This is a genomic window from Plantibacter lichenum, from assembly GCF_050587525.1.
Classification (GTDB): Bacteria; Actinomycetota; Actinomycetes; order Actinomycetales; family Microbacteriaceae; genus Plantibacter.
The window spans coordinates 22,540-41,544 of sequence record NZ_JBOBFT010000007.1 but is presented as its reverse complement, the minus strand read 5'-3'; the positions used below and the strand labels follow the sequence as shown (position 1 = coordinate 41,544).

Genomic DNA, 19,005 nt, shown 5'->3' with positions numbered 1-19,005 from the left:
CGGGTCGAACGATCTCCGCGAGAACGATCAGATCGTGTTCGTCGGCTGCGTCTCTTCCGGGATCCAGTCGCCCGTCGCGAGGTACTGGACCTTCTTTGCGATCGACACGGCATGGTCGGCGAAACGCTCGTGGTAGCGGGAGGCCAGCGTCGCATCGACGGTCGCGACGGAAGCACCCTTCCAGGATTCGCCGAGGACCTTCTCGAAGACGCTCGCGTGGAGTTCGTCCACGTCGTCGTCGTCATTGCGGATCTCATCGGCGATGCGCGGGTCCTGCGTGCGCAGGAGCTCGGTGAGCTTGTGGGCGATGGACACGTCGAGACGGCCCATCTCCGCGAACGTGGAACGGAGACCCTTCGGCACAGCCTTGTCCGGGAAGCGGTATCGCGACAGCTGAGCGATGTGCTCGGCCATGTCGCCCATGCGCTCGAGCGAAGCACTGATGCGCAGGGCGCTCACGACGATGCGGAGATCGCGTGCGACGGGCTGCTGGCGGGCCAGGATGTCGATCGCGAGCTCGTCGAGTTCGACGGCGAGCTGATCGATCCGGTTGTCGTTCTCGATGACCTCTTCGGCGATCGCGACGTCGGACTCACCGAATGAGCGCGTGGCCTTCTCGATGGAAATGGTCACCAGTTCGGAGATCTCGACGAGGCGATCCTGAACCTCTCGCAGTGACTGCTGGAATACCTCGCGCATGTCTGTGGGTTCCGTCCTTCCGTGACCTGGCGGTTGGCAGGCGTGTGCCCGCTCCGCCGATGATGCCGAACCAAGGTTAACAGTTGGTGCCCCAAGCGTGAACAGTCACGAACATCGGGCGGTACGTGCAACTTCGTGCTGCGCCGGGGAGGCTAACGTGGTACCCATGGACACCATGTGGTTGGTGCTGATCGCGTTGGCACTCGGCCTCATCGTCGGGGCCGGATTCGTCAGCCTCATTCTGGTCGCGGTTCGGAGCGGGCAGCGGTCGGCGAGTGTGGTCAACCCCGTCGTTCCAGACGGCGTCGACCAGGTGCTCGAAGCACTCGACAGCGCAGGCATCGTCCTGGACCCCTCGAACAATGTGCTGAAGGCCTCACCCGGGGCCTTCGCGCTCGGCCTCGTCCGCGACCGCGTGCTGTCGCAGGAGGACCTCGTGGAGCTCGCGGCCGAAGTGCGTCGCACGGGCGAAGCGATCACGAGACCCGTCGAGCTCGCACTCGGACGATTCGGGGAATCCACTCGCAGCCTGTCCGTCCGGGGAGCCCGTCTCGGCACGCGATACGTGCTCCTCATCGCCGAGGACCACACGGAGGCCCGCCGCCTCGATGAGGTGCGTCGTGACTTCATCGCGAACATCAGCCACGAACTCAAGACGCCGATCGGCGCGATCGGACTCCTCTCCGAAGCGCTCGACAGTGCCGCGGAGGACCCGGAGCGGGTCAAGAAGTTCGCGGCCAGGCTCGCCACGGAATCGCAACGGCTCACCCGCATGACAGGGGAGATCATCAACCTGTCCCGTCTCCAGGCGGAGGACGCTCTGCATCAGCCGGAGCTCGTCGCCGTCGACCGGGTCCTCGCAGCCGCGGTCGACCAGAACCGGGTGACCGCGGAATCGATCGGCGTCGGCCTCTCGGTCAAAGGCGGCAAGGGACTCGAGGTCTACGGAGACGAGACCCTGCTCGTGGTCGCCGTCAACAACCTCATCTCGAACGCCATCCACTACTCGCCGAGCGGTTCCAACGTCGGCATCGGTGCCCGTGACGTGGCCGGCGTCGTCGAGATCGCTGTCACGGATCAGGGCGTCGGGATACCCGATGAAGACCGAGACCGCGTCTTCGAACGCTTCTTCCGCGTCGACCAGGCCCGCTCCCGCCACACGGGCGGCACGGGCCTGGGGCTCAGCATCGTCAAGCACACCGTCCAGAACCACGGCGGCGAGGTGAAGGTGTGGTCACAGCTCGGCCGCGGCTCCACGTTCACCATCCGCCTGCCGAAAGCGACCACCCCGCCGGAGGATCTCACCACCGGCACCGCAAGGAGAACCCAGTGACCCGCATCCTGCTCGTCGAAGACGAAGCCGCCCTGAGTGAACCGTTGAGCTATCTCCTCGAACGGGAGGGCTACGAAGTCGAAGTCGCGGAGGACGGACCCGCCGCCGTGCAGTCGTTCACGGCTCGCGGCGCCGACCTCGTGCTGCTCGACCTCATGCTCCCGGGCATCCCGGGAACCGAGGTGTGCCGGCAGATCCGCGCCGTCTCGACGACGCCCATCATCATGCTCACGGCGAAGGACTCCGAGGTCGACATCGTCGTCGGACTGGAACTGGGAGCCGACGACTACGTCACCAAGCCGTACTCGACCCGTGAACTGCTGGCCCGCATCCGCGCCGTGCTCCGTCGTCGCGTCGACACCGAGCAGGCCGTCGACGAGGTCGTCCTCGAAGCCGGCACCGTGCGGATGGACACCGAACGCCACGTCGTGGAGGTGAACGGCGGCCCGATCCCGATGCCGTTGAAGGAGTACGAGCTCCTCGAACTGCTCCTGCGGAACGCCGGCCGTGTGCTCACGCGCGGACAGCTGATCGATCGCGTGTGGGGGAGCGACTACTACGGCGACACGAAGACGCTCGACGTCCACATCAAGCGCATCCGCTCGCGCATCGAGGCGAATCCGTCCGAGCCCGTCATGCTCGTGACCGTGCGTGGCCTCGGCTACCGCTTCGAGGCGTAGGCGACAGGTGAACGACGAAGGGCGGGGCCGATGAGGCCCCGCCCTTTCGCGAGAGTGCCGGAAAACTGTGGTACTGGAGACCAGGTGACTAGCCGGCCGCCGGAGTCGAGAGGTCGCTCGGCGTCGGCGTCATCGTGGGGCTCGGAGCCTCAGACGGAACCAGGTCGGAGTACTCGGAGAGCGTGCCGTCGAGGATCGGGATGAGTGCGTCCGCGCCGGTCTCGGTGCCGTACTGGAAGAAGACGCGGATGACCGCACCCGGCTTGGCGCCGAGGTTCTCGATCCGAACGGGGTCGTCGCCGTTCTTGCCGTCGAAGGTTGTGAGACCCGGCTTCGCGAGGACCTGCAGCTTCTCGTCGACGCCTTCGACCTCGATGAGCACGGTGTGTGCGCGCTCGTCCTGGTTGGCGACGCTGAAGACGAGGTTGCCGACTTCGCCGTCATCGGAGATGATCAGCGCGTTGCGGACGTCGACTTTGCCGACGGTCACACCGACGCCGTCGCTCGCGTCGTAGTGCTTGGTGGTCGCCTGTGGGGCGATCAGGTTGCAACCCGCCGTGCCCAGAGCCAGAGCACCGGCCAAAGCGATCGATGCGACGATACGCGCCTTCACAAAACCTCCCAGGGATGACTTCCCCGGGCGTGACGAGTGCCGCTCACCCGGGATGCGTTTCGAGTGTATCCCACGGCTGGCCCCCAGTTCGTGCGGGCGTCCCCGCGACCGCCGACGATGCGCGTCCCGCCCGGCTCCGAAAAGGGGCGGTGTGGTATTCTAGTAGGCGCTGAAGGGATCCATTCAATGCTGTTTGAAGTTGGAGAAACCGTCGTCTACCCGCATCACGGGGCAGCGACCATCACCGAGGTCAAGACCCGAATCATCAAGGGTGAAGAGAAGCTGTACCTGAAGCTCCGCGTCACCCAAGGCGACCTCGTGATCGAGGTTCCCGCCGAGAACGTCGATCTGGTCGGCGTCCGGGACGTCATCGGCCGCGACGGCCTCGACCACGTGTTCGAAGTGCTCCGCGCACCGTTCACGGAAGAGCCCACCAACTGGTCCAGGCGGTACAAGGCCAATCTCGAGAAGCTCGCCTCCGGCGACGTCATCAAGGTGTCCGAAGTCGTTCGCGACCTGTGGCGCCGCGATCAGGAGAAGGGACTCTCGGCCGGCGAGAAGCGCATGCTCGCGAAAGCCCGTCAGATCCTGATCTCCGAGCTGGCCCTCGCTGAGAAGACCGATGAGGAGAGCGCCTCGACCGTGCTCGACGAGGTCCTGGCGTCCTGAGTCGCTGCGCCTCGCGTCCTGAGTTGCTGCGCTTCGCGTCCTGAGCGGCTGCGTGAACCACAGCTAGGCTCTGACCATGAGCGAGTTGCCTGAACCAACCGTCGGTGTCATCGTCGTGGCGGCCGGAAGCGGAACCCGCCTCGGCGCCGGCATCGCGAAAGCGTTCGTCGGGCTCGGCTCGAGCACGATCCTCGAGACATCGCTCGACGGTGTGTTCGGCATGGCCGAGCCCGCTCAGGTGGTCCTCGTCGTGCCGGCCGATCGCGTCGGTGAAGCGCAGACGATCGCGCGAGGAGCCGCCGGTCGGGCACTCGACTACGTCAGCGTCGTTGCAGGCGGCGACAGCAGGCAGGAGTCGGTCTCACGGGGACTCGCAGCCCTGTGGCCGTCGGTCGAGACCGTGCTCGTGCACGACGCGGCCCGTGCATTGACGCCGTCGACGCTCTTCGACGCCGTCGTGGCCTTCGTCCGCAGCACGGGTTGGGGCGCCGTGCCCGGGCTCGCCGTCGCGGACACGATCAAGCGCGTGGATGCCGAGGGGCTCGTGCAAGAGACCGTCGACCGGTCCGCGCTCGCCGCGGTGCAGACCCCGCAGGGCTTCCCGAGAGCATCGCTCGTCGAGGCGTACCGCAGGGCCGATCGCGAGTACACGGACGACGCGGCGCTGTACGCCGCGGCGGGGCACCAGGTGGCGACGGTCGCCGGCGAAGCCACCGCGTTCAAGATCACCACGCCGTGGGATGCTGAGCGGGCCGAACAGGTCGTCGCGAAGCGCGCGGCGCCAGAAGCCATCGAGACGCGTGCGCCCAGGAGCGCGCTGTTCGACATCCGGACCGGCATCGGCATCGACGTCCACGCGTTCGCCGATGACGCGCCCCTCTGGCTCGCAGGACTCTCCTGGCCGGACCAGCCTGGTCTCTCCGGGCACAGCGACGGCGATCCGGTCGCGCACGCGATCGTCGACGCGTTGCTGTCGGCCGCCGGGCTCGGCGACATCGGAACGGTCTTCGGCACCGCGGACCCGGAGTTCGCCGGCGCCCACGGCGACGTCTTCCTCCGCGCCTGCATCACCCGTCTGGCCGACGCCGGCTTCGCGCCGATCAACGTCGCCGTGCAGCTCGTGGGCAACAAGCCAAGATTCTCAAGCCGTCGTGCGGAGGCGGAAGCGCTCCTGAGCGGTCTCGTCGGCGCGCCGGTGAGCGTCGCCGCGACGACCTCGGACGCCCTCGGCTTCACCGGTCGCGGCGAAGGCGTGACGGCCGTCGCGACGGCGCTCGTCCGCGCGGTCTGAGTACAGGCGGCGGAAGCAGCGGGCCGCGGGCTCAGGCGTCGCCCAGTACCTCAGGCGTCGCCCAGTACCTCAGGCGTCGCCCAGTACCTCAGGCGTCGCCCAATACCGTCTCTTCCAGAACCTCCGCCTCGGCGAGCACCGCATCGAGGCCGAGGAACCTCGCGTAGCCCTTGGCCGCCGTTGCGAATCCGGTGCGCGCACGACCGGAGAGCGGCGCGAACGGCACGGGCGTGATCGTGACGCGGTCCTTCGCGACCCGTCGCCGCCACGTGCCGACGATGCGACCGTCGACCGTGATGAGGGGCAGGAACACGCCGTTGCCGCCCGGGACGATCTGGGAGGCGTGTTCGGGCGGGAGGACCGGATCGCGGTTGGTGTATCCCAGGAGGTACTCGTCGAAGCCGGGGAGGGCGAGGACGCGGGGGATTCCGACGGCGCCGGAAGCCTTGGCCGCTTCGTCGGCCGCCGCTGCTCGTGTGGTGGTCCAGGTCGAGACGCCGCCGACGATCTGCTCGACGAGCCGGTCCTGCACCACGGCCCAGCCGCGCTTCGCCTGCGCGACCGTGAGCTTCGACCACCAGACGAAGTCCTTCACAGTGGCGGGTCCGTGGCCGTCGAGGTAGCGGAAGACGAACTCGCCGAGTGCTTCGTCGGGGTCGAGGGAGCGAGGGGACGTGATCCACTCCTCGGTGAGCACGAGCGACTGCTGCTGGGTGGTCGTCGTGGTCGCGGTGGGTCCCCAGCACACGAGGCTCGTCATCGCGAGCGTTGCGATCAGGTGCGGACCGCGCTGGCCGGTCGTGTGGATGCCCGCGTTCTGGAGCGCTGCCATGAACTCGTCGCGCGTGGCCCTGCCTCCGCCGCCGAGGAGCCGTTCGGCGACGCCGCGGGCGGTGTCGAAGTCCGCCTGGTCGAGTTCGAGCTGCCGATGCCGTCCCGCCATCCCCGAGAGCACGCGGGAGGCCGCAACCCCCACCATCCACCCCGCGTCCTCCGCGGGAACGAGGTGGAGGGTGCCGCGCATCGGCCAGGTCCTGACAACCTCACCGGAGTCGAGGGCGGCCGAGACCGAGGCGACGGTCGAGCCCTGGGCGCGGACGCCCACAGCCCAGAGGCCCGAGGCGAAGTCCTGCGCCTGGACGGCGAGGAGCCGACCGACGACCTCCGCAGGAGTTCTCAGTCGTTCGCCGACGAGGCCGTGCGCGAGCAGCCGTGACCGGAGCATCGCTGTGGTCTCACGTTGTGCTCGGGCCGGACCGACACGGCTGACCGTCATGGAATCGCCCTCCTCCGACGACCCGCGCGGGGGCGAAGCGTGAACCTGGTCGACTCCGCCTCTCGTCATGGAAACCATTGTGCCGTGAGCCTCCGACTAAACTCATGGGGTGGCTCTCCGACTCTCTGACTCGAAAGCGCAGGAATTGCGCGACTTCGTGCCGCTTCGACCGAACGAAGCCGGGATCTACGTTTGTGGACCCACCGTGCAGTCGTCGCCCCACATCGGGCACCTGCGGAGCGCCCTCGTCTACGACCAGCTCCGTCGCTGGCTGACGCGCAGCGGCTACCGCGTCACCCTCGTGCGCAACGTGACGGACATCGACGACAAGATCCTCATCAACGCGGCAGCAGGCGTCGAAGGCGGCTTCGCGCTCGAAGGCGAGGAGTGGTGGGCGCTCGCCTACCGCTACGAGCTCGAGTTCACCAACGCCTACCGCGCTCTCGGGATCCTCCCACCCACCTACGAACCGCGAGCGACCGCGAACATCACGGCGATGCAGCGCATCATCGAACGGTTGATCGAGCGCGGACACGCGTACCCGGCTCCGGACGGCTCCGGCGACGTCTACTTCGACACCGCCTCGTGGCCGCGCTACGGCGAACTGACCCGTCAGCAGGCCGACAACATGGAAGCCGCGACCGACTCCGATCCACGTGGCAAGCGGGACCCCCGCGACTTCGCCCTCTGGAAGGGCGCGAAGGCGGACGAGCCCGTCTCGGCCCAGTGGGACTCCGCTTGGGGCGTCGGCCGCCCCGGCTGGCACATCGAGTGCTCCGCCATGGCCACCTCCTACCTGGGCTCCGCGTTCGACATCCACGGGGGCGGCCTCGACCTCCGATTCCCGCACCACGAGAATGAGCTCGCGCAGTCGACCGCGGCAGGCGACCCGTTCGCCACCTACTGGCTGCACAACGGCCTCGTCGCCGTCGGCGGACAGAAGATGTCGAAGTCGCTCGGCAACTCCGTGTTCGCCGCCGACCTCCTCGGCTCAGCCCGCCCGCTCGTCGTGCGCTACTACCTGGGCGCCGCGCAGTACCGCTCCACGCTCGACTACCACGAAGGCGTCCTCGTCGAAGCGGAAGCCGCGCTCGGTCGCATCGAGGGCTTCCTCGACCGCGCCGTCCGCACCGGTCTCCTTCCCGCGGAGTCCATCGAGGCGGCCCGATCGATCGACAGCGCCCTGCCGGAAGCATTCACGATCGCGATGGACGACGACCTCAACGTGCCGCGTGCCCTCGCGTCCGTCCACGACACCGTCCGCGTGGGCAATGCAGCCCTCGACGCCGATGACGAAGCAGGCGCATCCGTCGCCGCGCTCGCCGTCGTCAGCATGACCCACATCCTCGGCATCAACCCGCTCGACCCCCTGTGGTCGGACGCGGGATCGTCGACTGCCCACGGCGCGCTGTCTGCGCTCGTGGAGCGCTTGCTCACGGACCGGGCAGACGCCAGGGCCTCCAAAGACTTCGCCGCGGCCGACCGGATCCGCGCCGAACTCACGGAGGCCGGCATTACCATCGAAGACACACCGTCCGGAGCACATTGGAGTTTAAGTGGCGAATAGTGCAGGCCGCCCCGGCGGCATGAAGAAGAACAAGAAGGGCCCGCTCAAGGGCACCGGCGGCCTCGGCCGCAAGGCGCTCGAGGGTCGCGGGCCGACCCCCAAGGCCGAAGACCGTGCCTGGCACCCAGCCGGCAAGCGCAAGGCCGCTCAGGAGCGGTACGCCGCTGCAGCGGGCCCCCATGCCGCGTCCAAGCCGAAGGTCGCGGGCCGTCAGGGCTCCGGTGCCGGTGGCGCGCGCAAGCCCAAGGCTGGCGACGAGTCGGAGGTGGTGACGGGTCGCAACTCGGTGCTCGAAGCGCTCCGCGCGAAGATTCCCGCGACCACGCTGTACCTCGCGACCCGCATCGAGATGGACGACCGCGTCAAAGAGATCATGACGCTCGCCACGCGCCGGGGCATCCCCGTGCTCGAGGTCATGCGGCCGGAGCTCGACCGCATGGCCGGCTTCGACTCCGTGCACCAGGGCGTCGCGCTCAAGGTGCCGCCGTACGAGTACGCGCACCCGATCGAGCTGCTCGACCAGGTGCTGTCCAAGGGCCAGACGCCCCTGTTCATCGCCCTCGACGGCATCACCGACCCGCGTAACCTCGGAGCGATCATCCGTTCCACGGCCGCGTTCGGCGGACACGGCGTCATCCTGCCCCAGCGTCGCAGCGTCGGCCTCACGGCTTCCGCCTGGAAGACGTCGGCGGGAGCCGCGGCACGCACGCCCGTGGCCATGGCGACGAACCTCACGCAGACCCTCAAGGCGTTCAAGGAGCGCGGCGTCTTCGTCATCGGCCTCGATGGCGATGGCGACGTCTCCCTGCCCGGTCTCGAGCTCGCGGACGGACCGATCCTGGTCGTCGTCGGCAGCGAGGGCAAGGGCCTCTCGCGTCTCGTCACCGAGACGTGCGACGCCGTCGTGTCCATCCCGATCTCGCAGGCGACCGAGTCGCTCAACGCCGGCATCGCCGCGAGCGTCACGCTGTACGAGATCGCCCGCCGTCGTGGCGAGGGCACGCTCACGAAGCGCGTGAAGAAGAAGTAGCAGTAGGAACGCAGCACCCCTTCGACAGGCTCAGGGACCGGTTGTCCGGTCACTGAGCCTGTCGAAGTATGGGGCCTGTCTATCCAGCCACTGGCCTGTCGGTCCGGTCTCTGGGCCTGTCGGTCCGGTCACTGAGCCTGTCGAAGTATGGGGCCTGTCGGTCCGGTCACTGAGCCTGTCGAAGTGCGTGAGGGCAGCTTCCTAGACCAGATCCCGCCAGTCGACAGGGCCGGTCGTGATCGTGCCGATCGGGAGCGTGATGTTCTCGGTCGGAGGGGCGATGATCGTCGCCTCGTCGCGACGGTGCCGCAGCACCGTGTTGATGTAGGACCCCACGGCCTCGGCGAGGGGGATGTCGCGCGACTCCTCCTGAGCGAGGTACCAGCGGTGGTCGAGCAGCTGGTGGAAGATCTCCGCGGGCTCGAGCTTGCCGCGCAATTCGCGGGGGATCGCCTTGACGACCGGTTCGAAGACTCGGATGAGCCACTCGTGCGCGGCCCGCTCCTCGTCGAAGCTGTCCTTGCCGAATGACGCCGAGTACGCGTCCAGGTCGTTGAGGAGGCGCCTGGCCTGGTTCTCGCCGGCGTCGAGACCCGTGAGCCGCAGCAGGCGACGCTGGTGGTGACCGGCGTCGACGACCTTCGGCTGGATGCGGACCGTCGAGCCCTCATCGGTCGTCTTGATGGCGAGTTCCTCGATGTCGAAGCCGAGATCGTTGAGCCTGGCCACGCGTTCCGTGATCCGCCAACGCTCCGAGGCGTCGAAGGACTCGGAGCCCGTGAGCTCCTTCCACAGGGAACGGTACGCGGCCACGATCCCGTTGCTCACGGTCACCGGGTCGAGCTCGGCGTCCACGCGGCCGCCGGCTTCGAGGTCGAGGAGTTCACCGGCGATGTTGACGCGGGCGATCTCCAGATCGTTCTCGCGCTGACCGTTCGACAGCCCGCCTTCGTACAGCTTGCCGGTCTCCGCATCGACGAGGTATGCGGCGAATGCACCGGCGTCACGGCGGAAGAGCGTGTTGGAGAGCGAGACGTCGCCCCAGAAGAAGCCGATCATGTGCAGGCGCACGAGGAGCACCGCGAGGGCGTCGACGAGCCGCGTGGCGGTGTCGGGACGCAGCGTGCCCTGGAAGAGTGCGCGGTAGGGGAGCGAGAACTTCAAGTGCCTCGTGACGAGCACGCTCGGCAGCTCACGCCCCTTCTTGTCCGACCGGTTCGTGATGACCGCGAGCGGGTCGACGCACGGGATGTCGAGACGCTGCAGGGTGCGCAGCATGTCGTACTCGCCCTTCGCCATCTCCGTCGTGGTCTCCTTGACGGCGATGACGTACCCGGAGAGGTTCGCGAAGCGGACGAGGTGCCGTGAAATGCCCTTGGGCAGCGATGCGATGGTCTCGTTGGGCCACTGATCGAGTGGCAACTGCCACGGGAGATCGAGCAGGGCCGGATCGACGGTGGCCGCGGTGATGTTGAGTGCGCCGGACATTGAGCGATGTGCTCCTTAAACGACTGTGGCCGAGCAGTCGGGAAACGACCGCTCGACCACAGTGATGGACCTTAGTGGGAGGAGGACACGACCGGCTTGTTGCCGAGGCGCTCGCCCGACTCCGAGTCGAACGCGTGCACGTGGTTCGACGTGGGGGCCAGGAAGACCGTGTCGCCGATGTGCGCGTGGTTGCGGCCGTCGACGCGGGCCACGATGTCGGTGCGCTTGCCGCCGACCTCGGTGTGGCCGTAGAGGTAACCGTCGGCGCCGAGCTCCTCGACGAGGTCGACGGTCACTTCGATGCCGGAACCGGCGACGCTCGAGACGCTGATGTCCTCGGGGCGGACGCCGACCGTGACGTGCTTCGACGGTGCCTCTGCGACGATCTCGCGCTCGACGGGGATGATGTAGCCGCCCAGCTTGACGCCGCCGTCGGCGACCTCGCCCTGGAAGAGGTTCATGGCCGGGCTGCCGATGAAGCCGGCGACGAACACGTTCTCGGGCTTCTCGTACAGGTCGCGCGGGGTGCCGACCTGCTGGAGGAGGCCGTCCTTGAGCACGGCGATGCGGTCACCCATGGTGAGGGCCTCAGTCTGGTCGTGCGTGACGTAGACCGTGGTGACGCCGAGACGACGCTGCAGTGAAGCGATCTGCGTACGGGTCTGGACGCGGAGCTTGGCGTCGAGGTTCGACAGCGGCTCGTCCATGAGGAAGACCTGGGGCTGACGCACGATGGCGCGACCCATGGCGACGCGCTGACGCTGACCACCGGAGAGGGCCTTCGGCTTGCGGGTCAGGTAGTCCTCGAGGTCGAGGAGGCGAGCGGCCTCGAGCACGCGGGTGGCGCGCTCTTCCTTGCCGACGCCGGCGATCTTGAGCGCGAAGCCCATGTTCTCAGCGACGGTCATGTGGGGGTACAGCGCGTAGTTCTGGAACACCATGGCGATGTCGCGGTCCTTCGGCGGAACGTCGGTCACGTCGCGGTCGCCGATGAAGATGTGGCCGTCGTTGACCTCTTCGAGGCCGGCGAGCATGCGGAGGGAGGTGGACTTGCCACAGCCGGACGGGCCGACGAGAACGAGGAACTCGCCATCGGCGACCTCGAGGTTGAGCTTGTCCACTGCGGGACGGGTGCCGCCCGGGTAGACACGGGTTGCGTTATCGAACGTCACTGACGCCATGATTGTTTCTCCTTCACCGGCAGGTACGTGCCGGACGATCCGTTGTGAATGGACGCGAACGCGTCGACAGTGTCGCGTGCGCGGATCCAGTATGCCATGCCCGACTGAGATCTCCAGGCGAATTTCGGGAGGTGGACCAAGCGGATTCCGGGAGAGACGAGCCGGAGCGTGTCGCAGCGAATGTTGCCACGGATGTCGCGATCATTCAGCGATCTCACTGCCTGGTTTGGCGCTCTCCCAGAGAACCGCACTACCATCGACATGTTTGGCGCGTCGATCTCGCGTCCTACGACCCCCCGAAACGAGGATCAATGTCTGGCGCCGGATCAAGCCGCCCATCCAAGAACGAACGCCGTGATGCGGCACGCGAGAAAGCGCGGGTGCTGCGCGAGCAGCAGCGCAAACGCGAGCGTCGCAACCGGTTCCTGCTCCAGGGCGGCATCATCGTCGGCGCACTCGCGATCGTGGCGGTCGTGGCGGTCATCATCGTCTCCTCGATCAAGCCGGACGGCCCTGTCCCCACGGCCGCTCAGAACGACGGGTTCACGGTCGGTCAGGACCTGAAGGTCGTCGGCGCTGTGCAGACCGACACCACGCCGTCCCCCTCTGCCAGCGCCGAGACGCCGGAGGAACCGTCCGCCACCCCCACCGATGGCGCGACGCCCGGCCCGCAGAACGTGGACATCCGCGTCTACCAGGACTACCTCTGCCCCTACTGCAAGCAGTTCGAGACCACGAACGCCAAGCAGATCGCCGGTTGGCTGAACGCCGGCGCGGCCACCTACACGGTGCACCCGCTCGCGACGCTCACGAACGCCTCGCTCGGCACGCAGTACTCACTGCGCGCGTCGAACGCCGCCGCGTGCGTCGTCGAGAACTCGCCGAACGACTTCTTCGCCTTCAACACGGCGATGTTCGAGAAGCAACCGGCGGAGAACACCGAGGGTCTGACGGATGCGCAGATCAAGGACATCGCCAAGGGCGTCGTCTCCGGGAGCGTGTCGAAGATCAACACCTGCATCGACGAGGGCACGTACAAGTCGTGGGTCAAGGACGCCACGAACCGTGCGCGCAGCGGCCCCCTGCCCGACACCGACGTCAAGAAGGTCGACGGCACGCCGACGATCCTCGTGAACGGCAAGCAGTACACCGGATCGCTCACCGACCCGGAGCAGTTCGCAGCGTTCATCCTCGCCGTCTCGAGCGAGCCGACGTCGACCGATGCACCGACTCCGACTCCCACGGCGACGCAGAGCGAATCGCCTGTCAACGGCTGATCGCCCGAATCGATCGTGTGCTGCCGGCCGTCTCCTTCGGGAGGCGGCCGGTTCTGCGTCATGGCGATGCACCCGATATGCTTGAGCGGTCTCGCCGACGTGGCGCAATTGGTAGCGCAACGCTCTTGTAAAGCGTAGGTTACGGGTTCAAGTCCCGTCGTCGGCTCATATGAATCACGAACATCGCAGTACCTTCCCCGCTTGGCTCGCCCTCCTCATCGCTATCGGGAGCGGAGCCCTCATCGCCGTCCAGGCGAGGATCAACGGCCAGCTCGGAGCGCGGCTCGACGACGGCTTCCTTGCAGCGGCGATCTCCTTCGGGGGAGGGCTCGTCGTCCTCCTCGTCGCACTCGGCGTGTCGAAGGTCGGCCGCACCGGCATCCGCACCGTCGTGCACGCCGTCCGGGCGCACGAACTGCCGTGGTGGTCGGTCCTCGGCGGCACGGCCGGCGCGTTCCTCGTCCTGTCGCAGGGGCTCACGGCAGCGGCGCTCGGCGTCGCGCTCTTCACGGTCGCCGTCGTAGCCGGGCAGACGACGAGCGGCCTCCTGCTCGACCGCGTCGGCTTCGGCCCGGGAGGACGCGTGTACCTCACGGCGCCACGCGTCATCGGCGCCGCGATCGCTCTCGTGGCCGTCGGTCTCGCAGTCTCGGGCGAATTCGGCGGCGACATCCCGCTCTGGATGCTCGTGCTCCCGCTCATCGCCGGGCTCGGCGTCTCCTGGCAGCAGGCCGTCAACGGCCGGGTGCGGGTCCGCGCCCAGAGCACACTCGCCGCGACCGCGATCAACTTCGTCGTCGGCACCATCGCCCTGGGGATCGCTGCCGTGGTGCACATCGCGATCGTCGGCCCGCCCGATGCCTTCCCGACGGAGCCGTGGCTCTATCTCGGCGGTCCCATCGGGTGCGTCTTCATCGCCGTGGCCGCCTACCTCGTGGAGCACACGGGCGTGCTGATCCTCGGACTCGGCACGGTCGCCGGCCAGACGCTCAGCGCCCTCGCCCTCGACCTGTTCCTCCCCGGCGACGGTGGAGGAGTGCACACGACCACGATCATCGGCACGATGCTCGCGTTCGTGGCGGTCGCGATCGCGTCCATCCGGCGCCGGAAGGGCCCTGCAGCAGCGAGCTGAAGGACGATCCGCCGCCGGCCGGAGCGACTTACGGCATGCGGCTCAGGTGAGCCTTGGCGTTGACGGCCTTCCGGCGACCGATCCGAGCTGTCGGAGGCTTGCCGCCGACGTAGAGCCAACCGAGCAGTTCCTCGTTCTTCGCGAGGCCGTGCGCCTTGCGGATGGGCTTGGACCGCGTGTACGTGCCGGTGCGCCACAGGACGCCCCAACCGGCGTCGTCGAGCAACAGGCTGAGCACGTGTGCGACACCCGATGCCACGGCCTCCTGCTCCCACGCGGGGACCTTCTCGCTCGGCTTGATCGTCGCGACGACTGCGAGGAGCAGCGGCGCGCGCATCGGTTTCGTCGACACGCCCTTGTCTCCGGAGGCCTTGGCGATGGCGCGGCCCAGCTTCACCCGGTCGTCACCGCGCAGCGCGATGATCCGCCACGGGCGCATGGAACTGTGATCCGCCACACGACCTGCTGCACCGATGAGGTGCAGCAGCTCGTCGCGGGTGGGAGCGTCGTCCGTGACCTTCGACCAGGATCGCCGATGGCTCACCGCCTCGAAGAGTTCGGTCATGGACTACTCGGCCTGCTCTGCGGCCTGGAAGTTCAGGGCGATCGAGTTCATGCAGTACCGGTCGCCGGTCGGCGTGCCGAACCCGTCGTCGAACACGTGGCCGAGGTGCGAGCCGCAGTTCGCGCAACGGACCTCGGTGCGCACCATGCCGAGCGTGTTGTCCTCGATGAGCTGAACGGCCTCGGGACGGACGGACTCGTAGAAGCTCGGCCACCCGCAACCGGAGTCGAACTTGGTGCCGCTCTTGAAGAGTTCGGCGTTGCACGCCGCACAGGTGTAGAGGCCTGCACGACCCTCGTCGAGGAGCTCGCCGGTCCACGGGCGCTCGGTCGCGGCTTCACGGAGCACCGCGTACTGCTCTGGCCCGAGTTCCTCGCGCCACTCCTCTTCGGACTTCGAAACTTCGTACGTCATACTGCTCCATTCCTCATGGTCATCCTATGCGGGCGGGCATGGAGCCCACCCCATTGTCCAACGTCTGAGGGGCTCCGAACCTTCCCGAGCACACCGACCGTGTCGACGGCCCACCGAACACGATGCGGAGCTGTCAGCAAGCGCCAAATAGGATGGTGTGACCCAGCCAGGACACGTGAGGAGGATCATGCACCAGGCATCGCACGTCGACGCCCCGGACGGATCCGGCCCGACCGCTCCGGAGCTGACGGAACGAGACCTCGCGATCCTCGAGTTCGAGACCCACTGGATGCAGCACGTCGGGGCCAAGGAAGCGGCGATCCGCGACCGGTTCCAGCTGTCCCCGGCGCGCTACTACCAGCTGCTCGGAGCGCTCATCGACTCGCCCCTCGCGCTCGTCCACAACCCCATGCTGTTCAAGAGACTGCAGCGCACACGCGACGCCCGCCTGACGCGCGGCACCCCGGCTCCCCGCCGCGACGTGTGACGCCCGACGACCCCCTGGAGACCAAGCCATGGCAGAGACCTTCCCGCCCGACCGTTTCGACGACGTCCCGGACCTGAAGCGCGTCGGCGCGCACCGGGCACCCGCGCCGAAGGGTCGAGGCTGGATCGCCTTCCTCTGGGCGGTCGTCGCGGTCCTCGTGCTCGTCGGCATCGGAACGGTTGCGCTGTTCACGCTCAACAACAAGGTCGATTTCTTCCCGCAGCCGACGAACAGTGCGAGCGAGAGCGAAACGCCCACCCCGACGCCGACCGAAGCGGCTCCCGTCGTCGACACCGAGGCCAACATCCTCGTCCTCAACGGCACGGAGACCGCCGGACTCGCCGGTCAGGCCTCCGAAGCGCTCGCGGCCGCCGGATTCACCCAGGCGATCTCCACGAGCGACGCGAGCACGAGCGATGTCGCCCAGAGCGGCATCTATTACCAGGACCCGTCTCAGGAGGGCGCGGCGCGCGCCATGTCCGCGGCGCTCGGTGGCATGAAGATCGAACTCAGCCAGCAGTACGCGATCCCGACGGAAGAGGGCGAAACGCCGCTCCTGCGGATCGTCGTCGTCCTCGGTGCGGACTACACGCCAGCGGGCTGATCTCCGAGCCGTCGATGCGGTCGGACACCCTCCTGATCCGATGCAACGTGTTTCCGCGGTGTTTCACGTGTGTTGAGATGTCGTAATACTCCGGGACAAAACCCCGAATGTCCCTGGATCAGCGGGCTGTACGCCATTAGTATCTGGAATTGGCCGCTCGTCTCGCCCCGGCTCCGGACAACTCGGAACGGTGACGGAAGCGTGACCGCCGCACCGCGCGGCAGGCCCGGTGTCAGCACCAGCCGACGCCGTGAGCACGCAGCAATGGGAGTAAGAACATGGCGAATGGAACCGTGAAGTGGTTCAACGCTGAGAAAGGCTTCGGCTTTATCACTGTCGATGGAGGGGGCCAGGACGTGTTCGTCCACTACTCCGCCATCGATATGAGCGGCTACAAGTCCCTCGAGGAAGGCCAGGCGGTCGTCTTCGAGGTCGGAACCGGTGCGAAGGGGCCACAGGCCGAAGGCGTCCGCCTGGCCTAGAGCATCAACGAACGCGGAAGTGTCTCCGCACATCGCCGTCCACGACGTGGGCGGCGATGTCGTGTTTCCGGGGCGGTCTGCCAGAGCCGTTCCCGGAGTCGGTTCCCGGAGTCGGTTCTCGAGCCTCCCCGCGGGGCCGTGCGGAACGCTTCCCGGGAGTTCGCTCCGGGCGTCCCTCCTCACTTGCACTCCCACACCCAGAGTGCCAGAATCGTCTTAGCACTCGATCTCTCTGAGTGCTAACAACGTTCATGACGTCCGGGAGGGACGAAAAACACACATGGCTAAGATCATCGCTTTCGACGAGGAGGCCCGACGCGGCCTCGAGCGTGGACTGAACATTCTTGCTGACACGGTCAAGGTCACCCTTGGACCGCGCGGTCGCAACGTTGTCCTCGAGAAGAAGTGGGGCGCCCCCACGATCACCAACGACGGCGTTTCCATCGCCAAGGAGATCGAACTCGACGACCCGTACGAGAAGATCGGCGCTGAGCTGGTCAAGGAGGTCGCCAAGAAGACCGACGACGTCGCGGGCGACGGCACCACCACCGCCACCGTCCTGGCTCAGGCACTCGTCCGTGAAGGCCTGCGCAACGTCGCAGCCGGCGCAGACCCCATCAGCCTCAAGCGCGGCATCGAGAAGGCAGTCGCAGCAGTGACCGTCGAGCTCATCGCCAACGCAAAGGAGGTGGAGACCAAGGAGGAGATCGCAGCGACCGCTTCCATCTCCGCCGGCGACACCACCATCGGCGAGATCATCGCCGAGGCGATCGACAAGGTCGGCAAGGAAGGCGTCGTCACCGTCGAGGAGTCGAACACCTTCGGCACCGAGCTCGAGCTCACCGAGGGCATGCGCTTCGACAAGGGTTACCTGTCGCAGTACTTCGTGACCGACCCCGACCGCCAGGAAGCCGTCTTCGAGGACCCCTACATCCTCATCGCCAACCAGAAGATCTCGGCGATCAAGGACCTGCTCCCCATCGTCGACCAGGTCATCCAGTCCGGCAAGCAGCTCCTCATCATCGCTGAGGACGTCGATGGCGAAGCACTCGCCACCCTCGTCGTCAACAAGATCCGTGGCATCTTCAAGTCGGTCGCCGTCAAGGCTCCCGGCTTCGGCGACCGCCGCAAGGCTCAGCTGCAGGACATCGCCATCCTCACCGGTGGCCAGGTCATCTCCGAGGAGGTCGGCCTCAAGCTCGAGACCGTCACGCTCGACCTGCTCGGCCGTGCACGCAAGGTCGTCATCACCAAGGACGAAACCACCATCGTCGAAGGTGCAGGCGACGCTGACGCCATCGCCGGTCGCGTCTCGCAGATCCGCAAGGAGATCGAGAACACGGACAGCGACTACGACCGTGAGAAGCTCCAGGAGCGCCTCGCCAAGCTCGCCGGTGGTGTTGCAGTCATCAAGGCCGGCGCCGCTACGGAGGTCGAGCTCAAGGAGCGCAAGCACCGCATCGAGGACGCCGTCCGCAACGCGAAGGCTGCCGTCGAAGAGGGCATCGTCGCCGGTGGTGGCGTTGCGCTCATCCAGGCTGGCAAGACCGCGTTCGAGAAGCTCGAGCTCACGGGCGACGAGGCAACCGGCGCGAACATCGTCAAGGTCGCCATCGACGCACCGCTCAAGCAGATCGCTCTGAACGCAGGCCTCGAGCCCGGCGTGGTTGCAGACAAGGTCCGCAACCTGCCCGTCGGACACGGCCTCAACGCCGCGACCGGCGAGTACGTCGACATGCTCGCTGCCGGCATCAACGACCCGGTGAAGGTCACCCGCTCCGCGCTGCTCAACGCAGCGTCGATCGCTGGCCTGTTCCTCACCACCGAGGCCGTCGTCGCCGACAAGCCGGAGAAGAACCCGGCTCCGGCCGGCGACCCCACCGGTGGCATGGACTTCTAGTCCGACCAGTTCCACACGCAACGGGCGTCTCCCTTCTGGGAGGCGCCCGTTCGCTGTTCGCGGGGCTACGCATACGGCTGATGGCCGCGTAGCGGAGACGCATCAGGGGTAGCCCTCATGGTGTATGCCGATGAGGGAATGCGCGAGGCCGATCGTCTCTGAACCGTTACGCGACTGGTAAATTGGACGCACGACTCATCCATAGGATTGCGTCATGAGAACGCGTGGGGGATTGGCGCTGGTCGCCGCAATCGTCGTGACACTGACCGGCTGTTCGACCGGGGGACCGCCTGCCGGGTCGCCCTCGGCCGTCCCAA

At 67.2% G+C, this 19,005-nt stretch carries 19 protein-coding genes and 1 tRNA gene; 13 read left to right on the top strand and 7 right to left on the bottom strand.

Annotated elements, in window-relative coordinates; genetic code table 11:
* Positions 1–27 precede the first annotated feature (27 nt).
* The gene (gene phoU / locus ACQ3HB_RS10925; protein ID WP_430920082.1) at positions 28–699 is read right to left on the bottom strand and encodes a phosphate signaling complex protein PhoU; all 672 of its coding nucleotides are present in this window, start codon (positions 697–699) and stop codon (positions 28–30) included.
* Between the two features lie 166 nt (positions 700–865).
* Between phoU and ACQ3HB_RS10920 the strand changes: the two genes are divergently transcribed.
* Positions 866–2,032, top strand: a complete 1,167-nt coding sequence (locus tag ACQ3HB_RS10920; protein ID WP_430920081.1) for a sensor histidine kinase — start codon at positions 866–868, stop codon at positions 2,030–2,032.
* Positions 2,029–2,712, top strand: coding sequence for a response regulator (locus ACQ3HB_RS10915; protein ID WP_430920080.1), 684 nt, complete (start codon positions 2,029–2,031; stop codon positions 2,710–2,712). The genes ACQ3HB_RS10920 and ACQ3HB_RS10915 overlap by 4 nt, the downstream gene beginning before the upstream one ends.
* Before the next feature lie 88 nt (positions 2,713–2,800).
* On the opposite strand, the gene ACQ3HB_RS10910 is transcribed toward ACQ3HB_RS10915, so the two are convergent.
* Complete coding sequence (locus ACQ3HB_RS10910; protein ID WP_430920079.1) at positions 2,801–3,325, bottom strand: hypothetical protein; 525 nt, start codon at positions 3,323–3,325, stop codon at positions 2,801–2,803.
* A 186-nt stretch (positions 3,326–3,511) separates the two neighbouring features.
* Between ACQ3HB_RS10910 and ACQ3HB_RS10905 the strand changes: the two genes are divergently transcribed.
* The gene (locus tag ACQ3HB_RS10905; protein WP_430920078.1) at positions 3,512–3,994 is read left to right on the top strand and encodes a CarD family transcriptional regulator; all 483 of its coding nucleotides are present in this window, start codon (positions 3,512–3,514) and stop codon (positions 3,992–3,994) included.
* A gap of 76 nt (positions 3,995–4,070) precedes the next feature.
* Positions 4,071–5,285, top strand: a complete 1,215-nt coding sequence (gene ispD / locus ACQ3HB_RS10900) for a 2-C-methyl-D-erythritol 4-phosphate cytidylyltransferase (protein WP_430920077.1) — start codon at positions 4,071–4,073, stop codon at positions 5,283–5,285.
* A gap of 88 nt (positions 5,286–5,373) precedes the next feature.
* Here the strand turns inward: ispD and ACQ3HB_RS10895 are convergent, their stop codons facing one another.
* The gene (locus ACQ3HB_RS10895; protein WP_430920076.1) at positions 5,374–6,561 is read right to left on the bottom strand and encodes a winged helix DNA-binding domain-containing protein; all 1,188 of its coding nucleotides are present in this window, start codon (positions 6,559–6,561) and stop codon (positions 5,374–5,376) included.
* 109 nt (positions 6,562–6,670) lie between these two features.
* Here ACQ3HB_RS10895 and cysS point away from each other — a divergent pair, with 109 nt between their 5' ends.
* Together cysS and rlmB are read left to right on the top strand one after the other, a co-directional pair.
* Complete coding sequence (cysS, locus tag ACQ3HB_RS10890) at positions 6,671–8,128, top strand: cysteine--tRNA ligase (protein WP_430920075.1); 1,458 nt, start codon at positions 6,671–6,673, stop codon at positions 8,126–8,128.
* Positions 8,118–9,158 (top strand): 23S rRNA (guanosine(2251)-2'-O)-methyltransferase RlmB, encoded by a 1,041-nt coding sequence (gene rlmB / locus ACQ3HB_RS10885; protein WP_430920074.1) that lies wholly within the window; start codon positions 8,118–8,120, stop codon positions 9,156–9,158. Before cysS ends, rlmB begins: the two co-directional genes overlap by 11 nt.
* Positions 9,159–9,359: 201 nt before the next feature.
* Here rlmB and ACQ3HB_RS10880 read toward each other — a convergent pair whose 3' ends face one another.
* Entirely contained in the window at positions 9,360–10,646 is a 1,287-nt protein-coding gene (locus ACQ3HB_RS10880; protein ID WP_430920073.1) for a DUF4032 domain-containing protein, read from the bottom strand.
* Positions 10,647–10,717: 71 nt separating this feature from the next.
* Positions 10,718–11,827 carry an ABC transporter ATP-binding protein gene (locus tag ACQ3HB_RS10875; RefSeq protein ID WP_430920072.1) on the bottom strand — a complete coding sequence of 370 codons (1,110 nt, stop codon included), beginning with the start codon at positions 11,825–11,827 and terminating at the stop codon, positions 10,718–10,720.
* A 311-nt stretch (positions 11,828–12,138) separates the two neighbouring features.
* On the opposite strand from ACQ3HB_RS10875, the gene ACQ3HB_RS10870 reads away from it, so the two are divergent.
* The 3 genes from ACQ3HB_RS10870 to ACQ3HB_RS10860 all read left to right on the top strand — a co-directional run bounded on the left by ACQ3HB_RS10870 (position 12,139) and on the right by ACQ3HB_RS10860 (position 14,236).
* Positions 12,139–13,104: a DsbA family protein gene (locus ACQ3HB_RS10870; RefSeq protein ID WP_430920071.1), complete on the top strand. Its 966-nt coding sequence runs from the start codon at positions 12,139–12,141 to the stop codon at positions 13,102–13,104.
* 93 nt (positions 13,105–13,197) lie between these two features.
* Positions 13,198–13,270 (top strand) — tRNA-Thr (locus ACQ3HB_RS10865).
* Between the two features lie 3 nt (positions 13,271–13,273).
* Complete coding sequence (locus ACQ3HB_RS10860; RefSeq protein WP_430920070.1) at positions 13,274–14,236, top strand: DMT family transporter; 963 nt, start codon at positions 13,274–13,276, stop codon at positions 14,234–14,236.
* 28 nt (positions 14,237–14,264) lie between these two features.
* Here the strand turns inward: ACQ3HB_RS10860 and ACQ3HB_RS10855 are convergent, their stop codons facing one another.
* A complete protein-coding gene (locus tag ACQ3HB_RS10855) occupies positions 14,265–14,801 on the bottom strand; it encodes a nitroreductase family protein (protein WP_430920069.1) in 537 nt (178 codons plus the stop codon).
* A 3-nt stretch (positions 14,802–14,804) separates the two neighbouring features.
* On the bottom strand, positions 14,805–15,215 hold the full coding sequence (gene msrB / locus ACQ3HB_RS10850; protein WP_430920068.1) for a peptide-methionine (R)-S-oxide reductase MsrB: 411 nt from the start codon (positions 15,213–15,215) through the stop codon (positions 14,805–14,807).
* Positions 15,216–15,402: 187 nt separating this feature from the next.
* On the opposite strand from msrB, the gene ACQ3HB_RS10845 reads away from it, so the two are divergent.
* From ACQ3HB_RS10845 to groL, 4 genes are all read left to right on the top strand, one after another.
* Positions 15,403–15,702, top strand: coding sequence for a DUF3263 domain-containing protein (locus tag ACQ3HB_RS10845; RefSeq protein ID WP_430920067.1), 300 nt, complete (start codon positions 15,403–15,405; stop codon positions 15,700–15,702).
* 28 nt (positions 15,703–15,730) lie between these two features.
* Complete coding sequence (locus tag ACQ3HB_RS10840; RefSeq protein WP_430920066.1) at positions 15,731–16,306, top strand: LytR C-terminal domain-containing protein; 576 nt, start codon at positions 15,731–15,733, stop codon at positions 16,304–16,306.
* A gap of 278 nt (positions 16,307–16,584) precedes the next feature.
* Positions 16,585–16,788, top strand: a complete 204-nt coding sequence (locus ACQ3HB_RS10835) for a cold-shock protein (protein ID WP_064296568.1) — start codon at positions 16,585–16,587, stop codon at positions 16,786–16,788.
* 280 nt (positions 16,789–17,068) lie between these two features.
* Entirely contained in the window at positions 17,069–18,688 is a 1,620-nt protein-coding gene (gene groL, locus ACQ3HB_RS10830; protein ID WP_430920065.1) for a chaperonin GroEL, read from the top strand.
* The last annotated feature ends 317 nt before the right edge of the window (positions 18,689–19,005 follow it).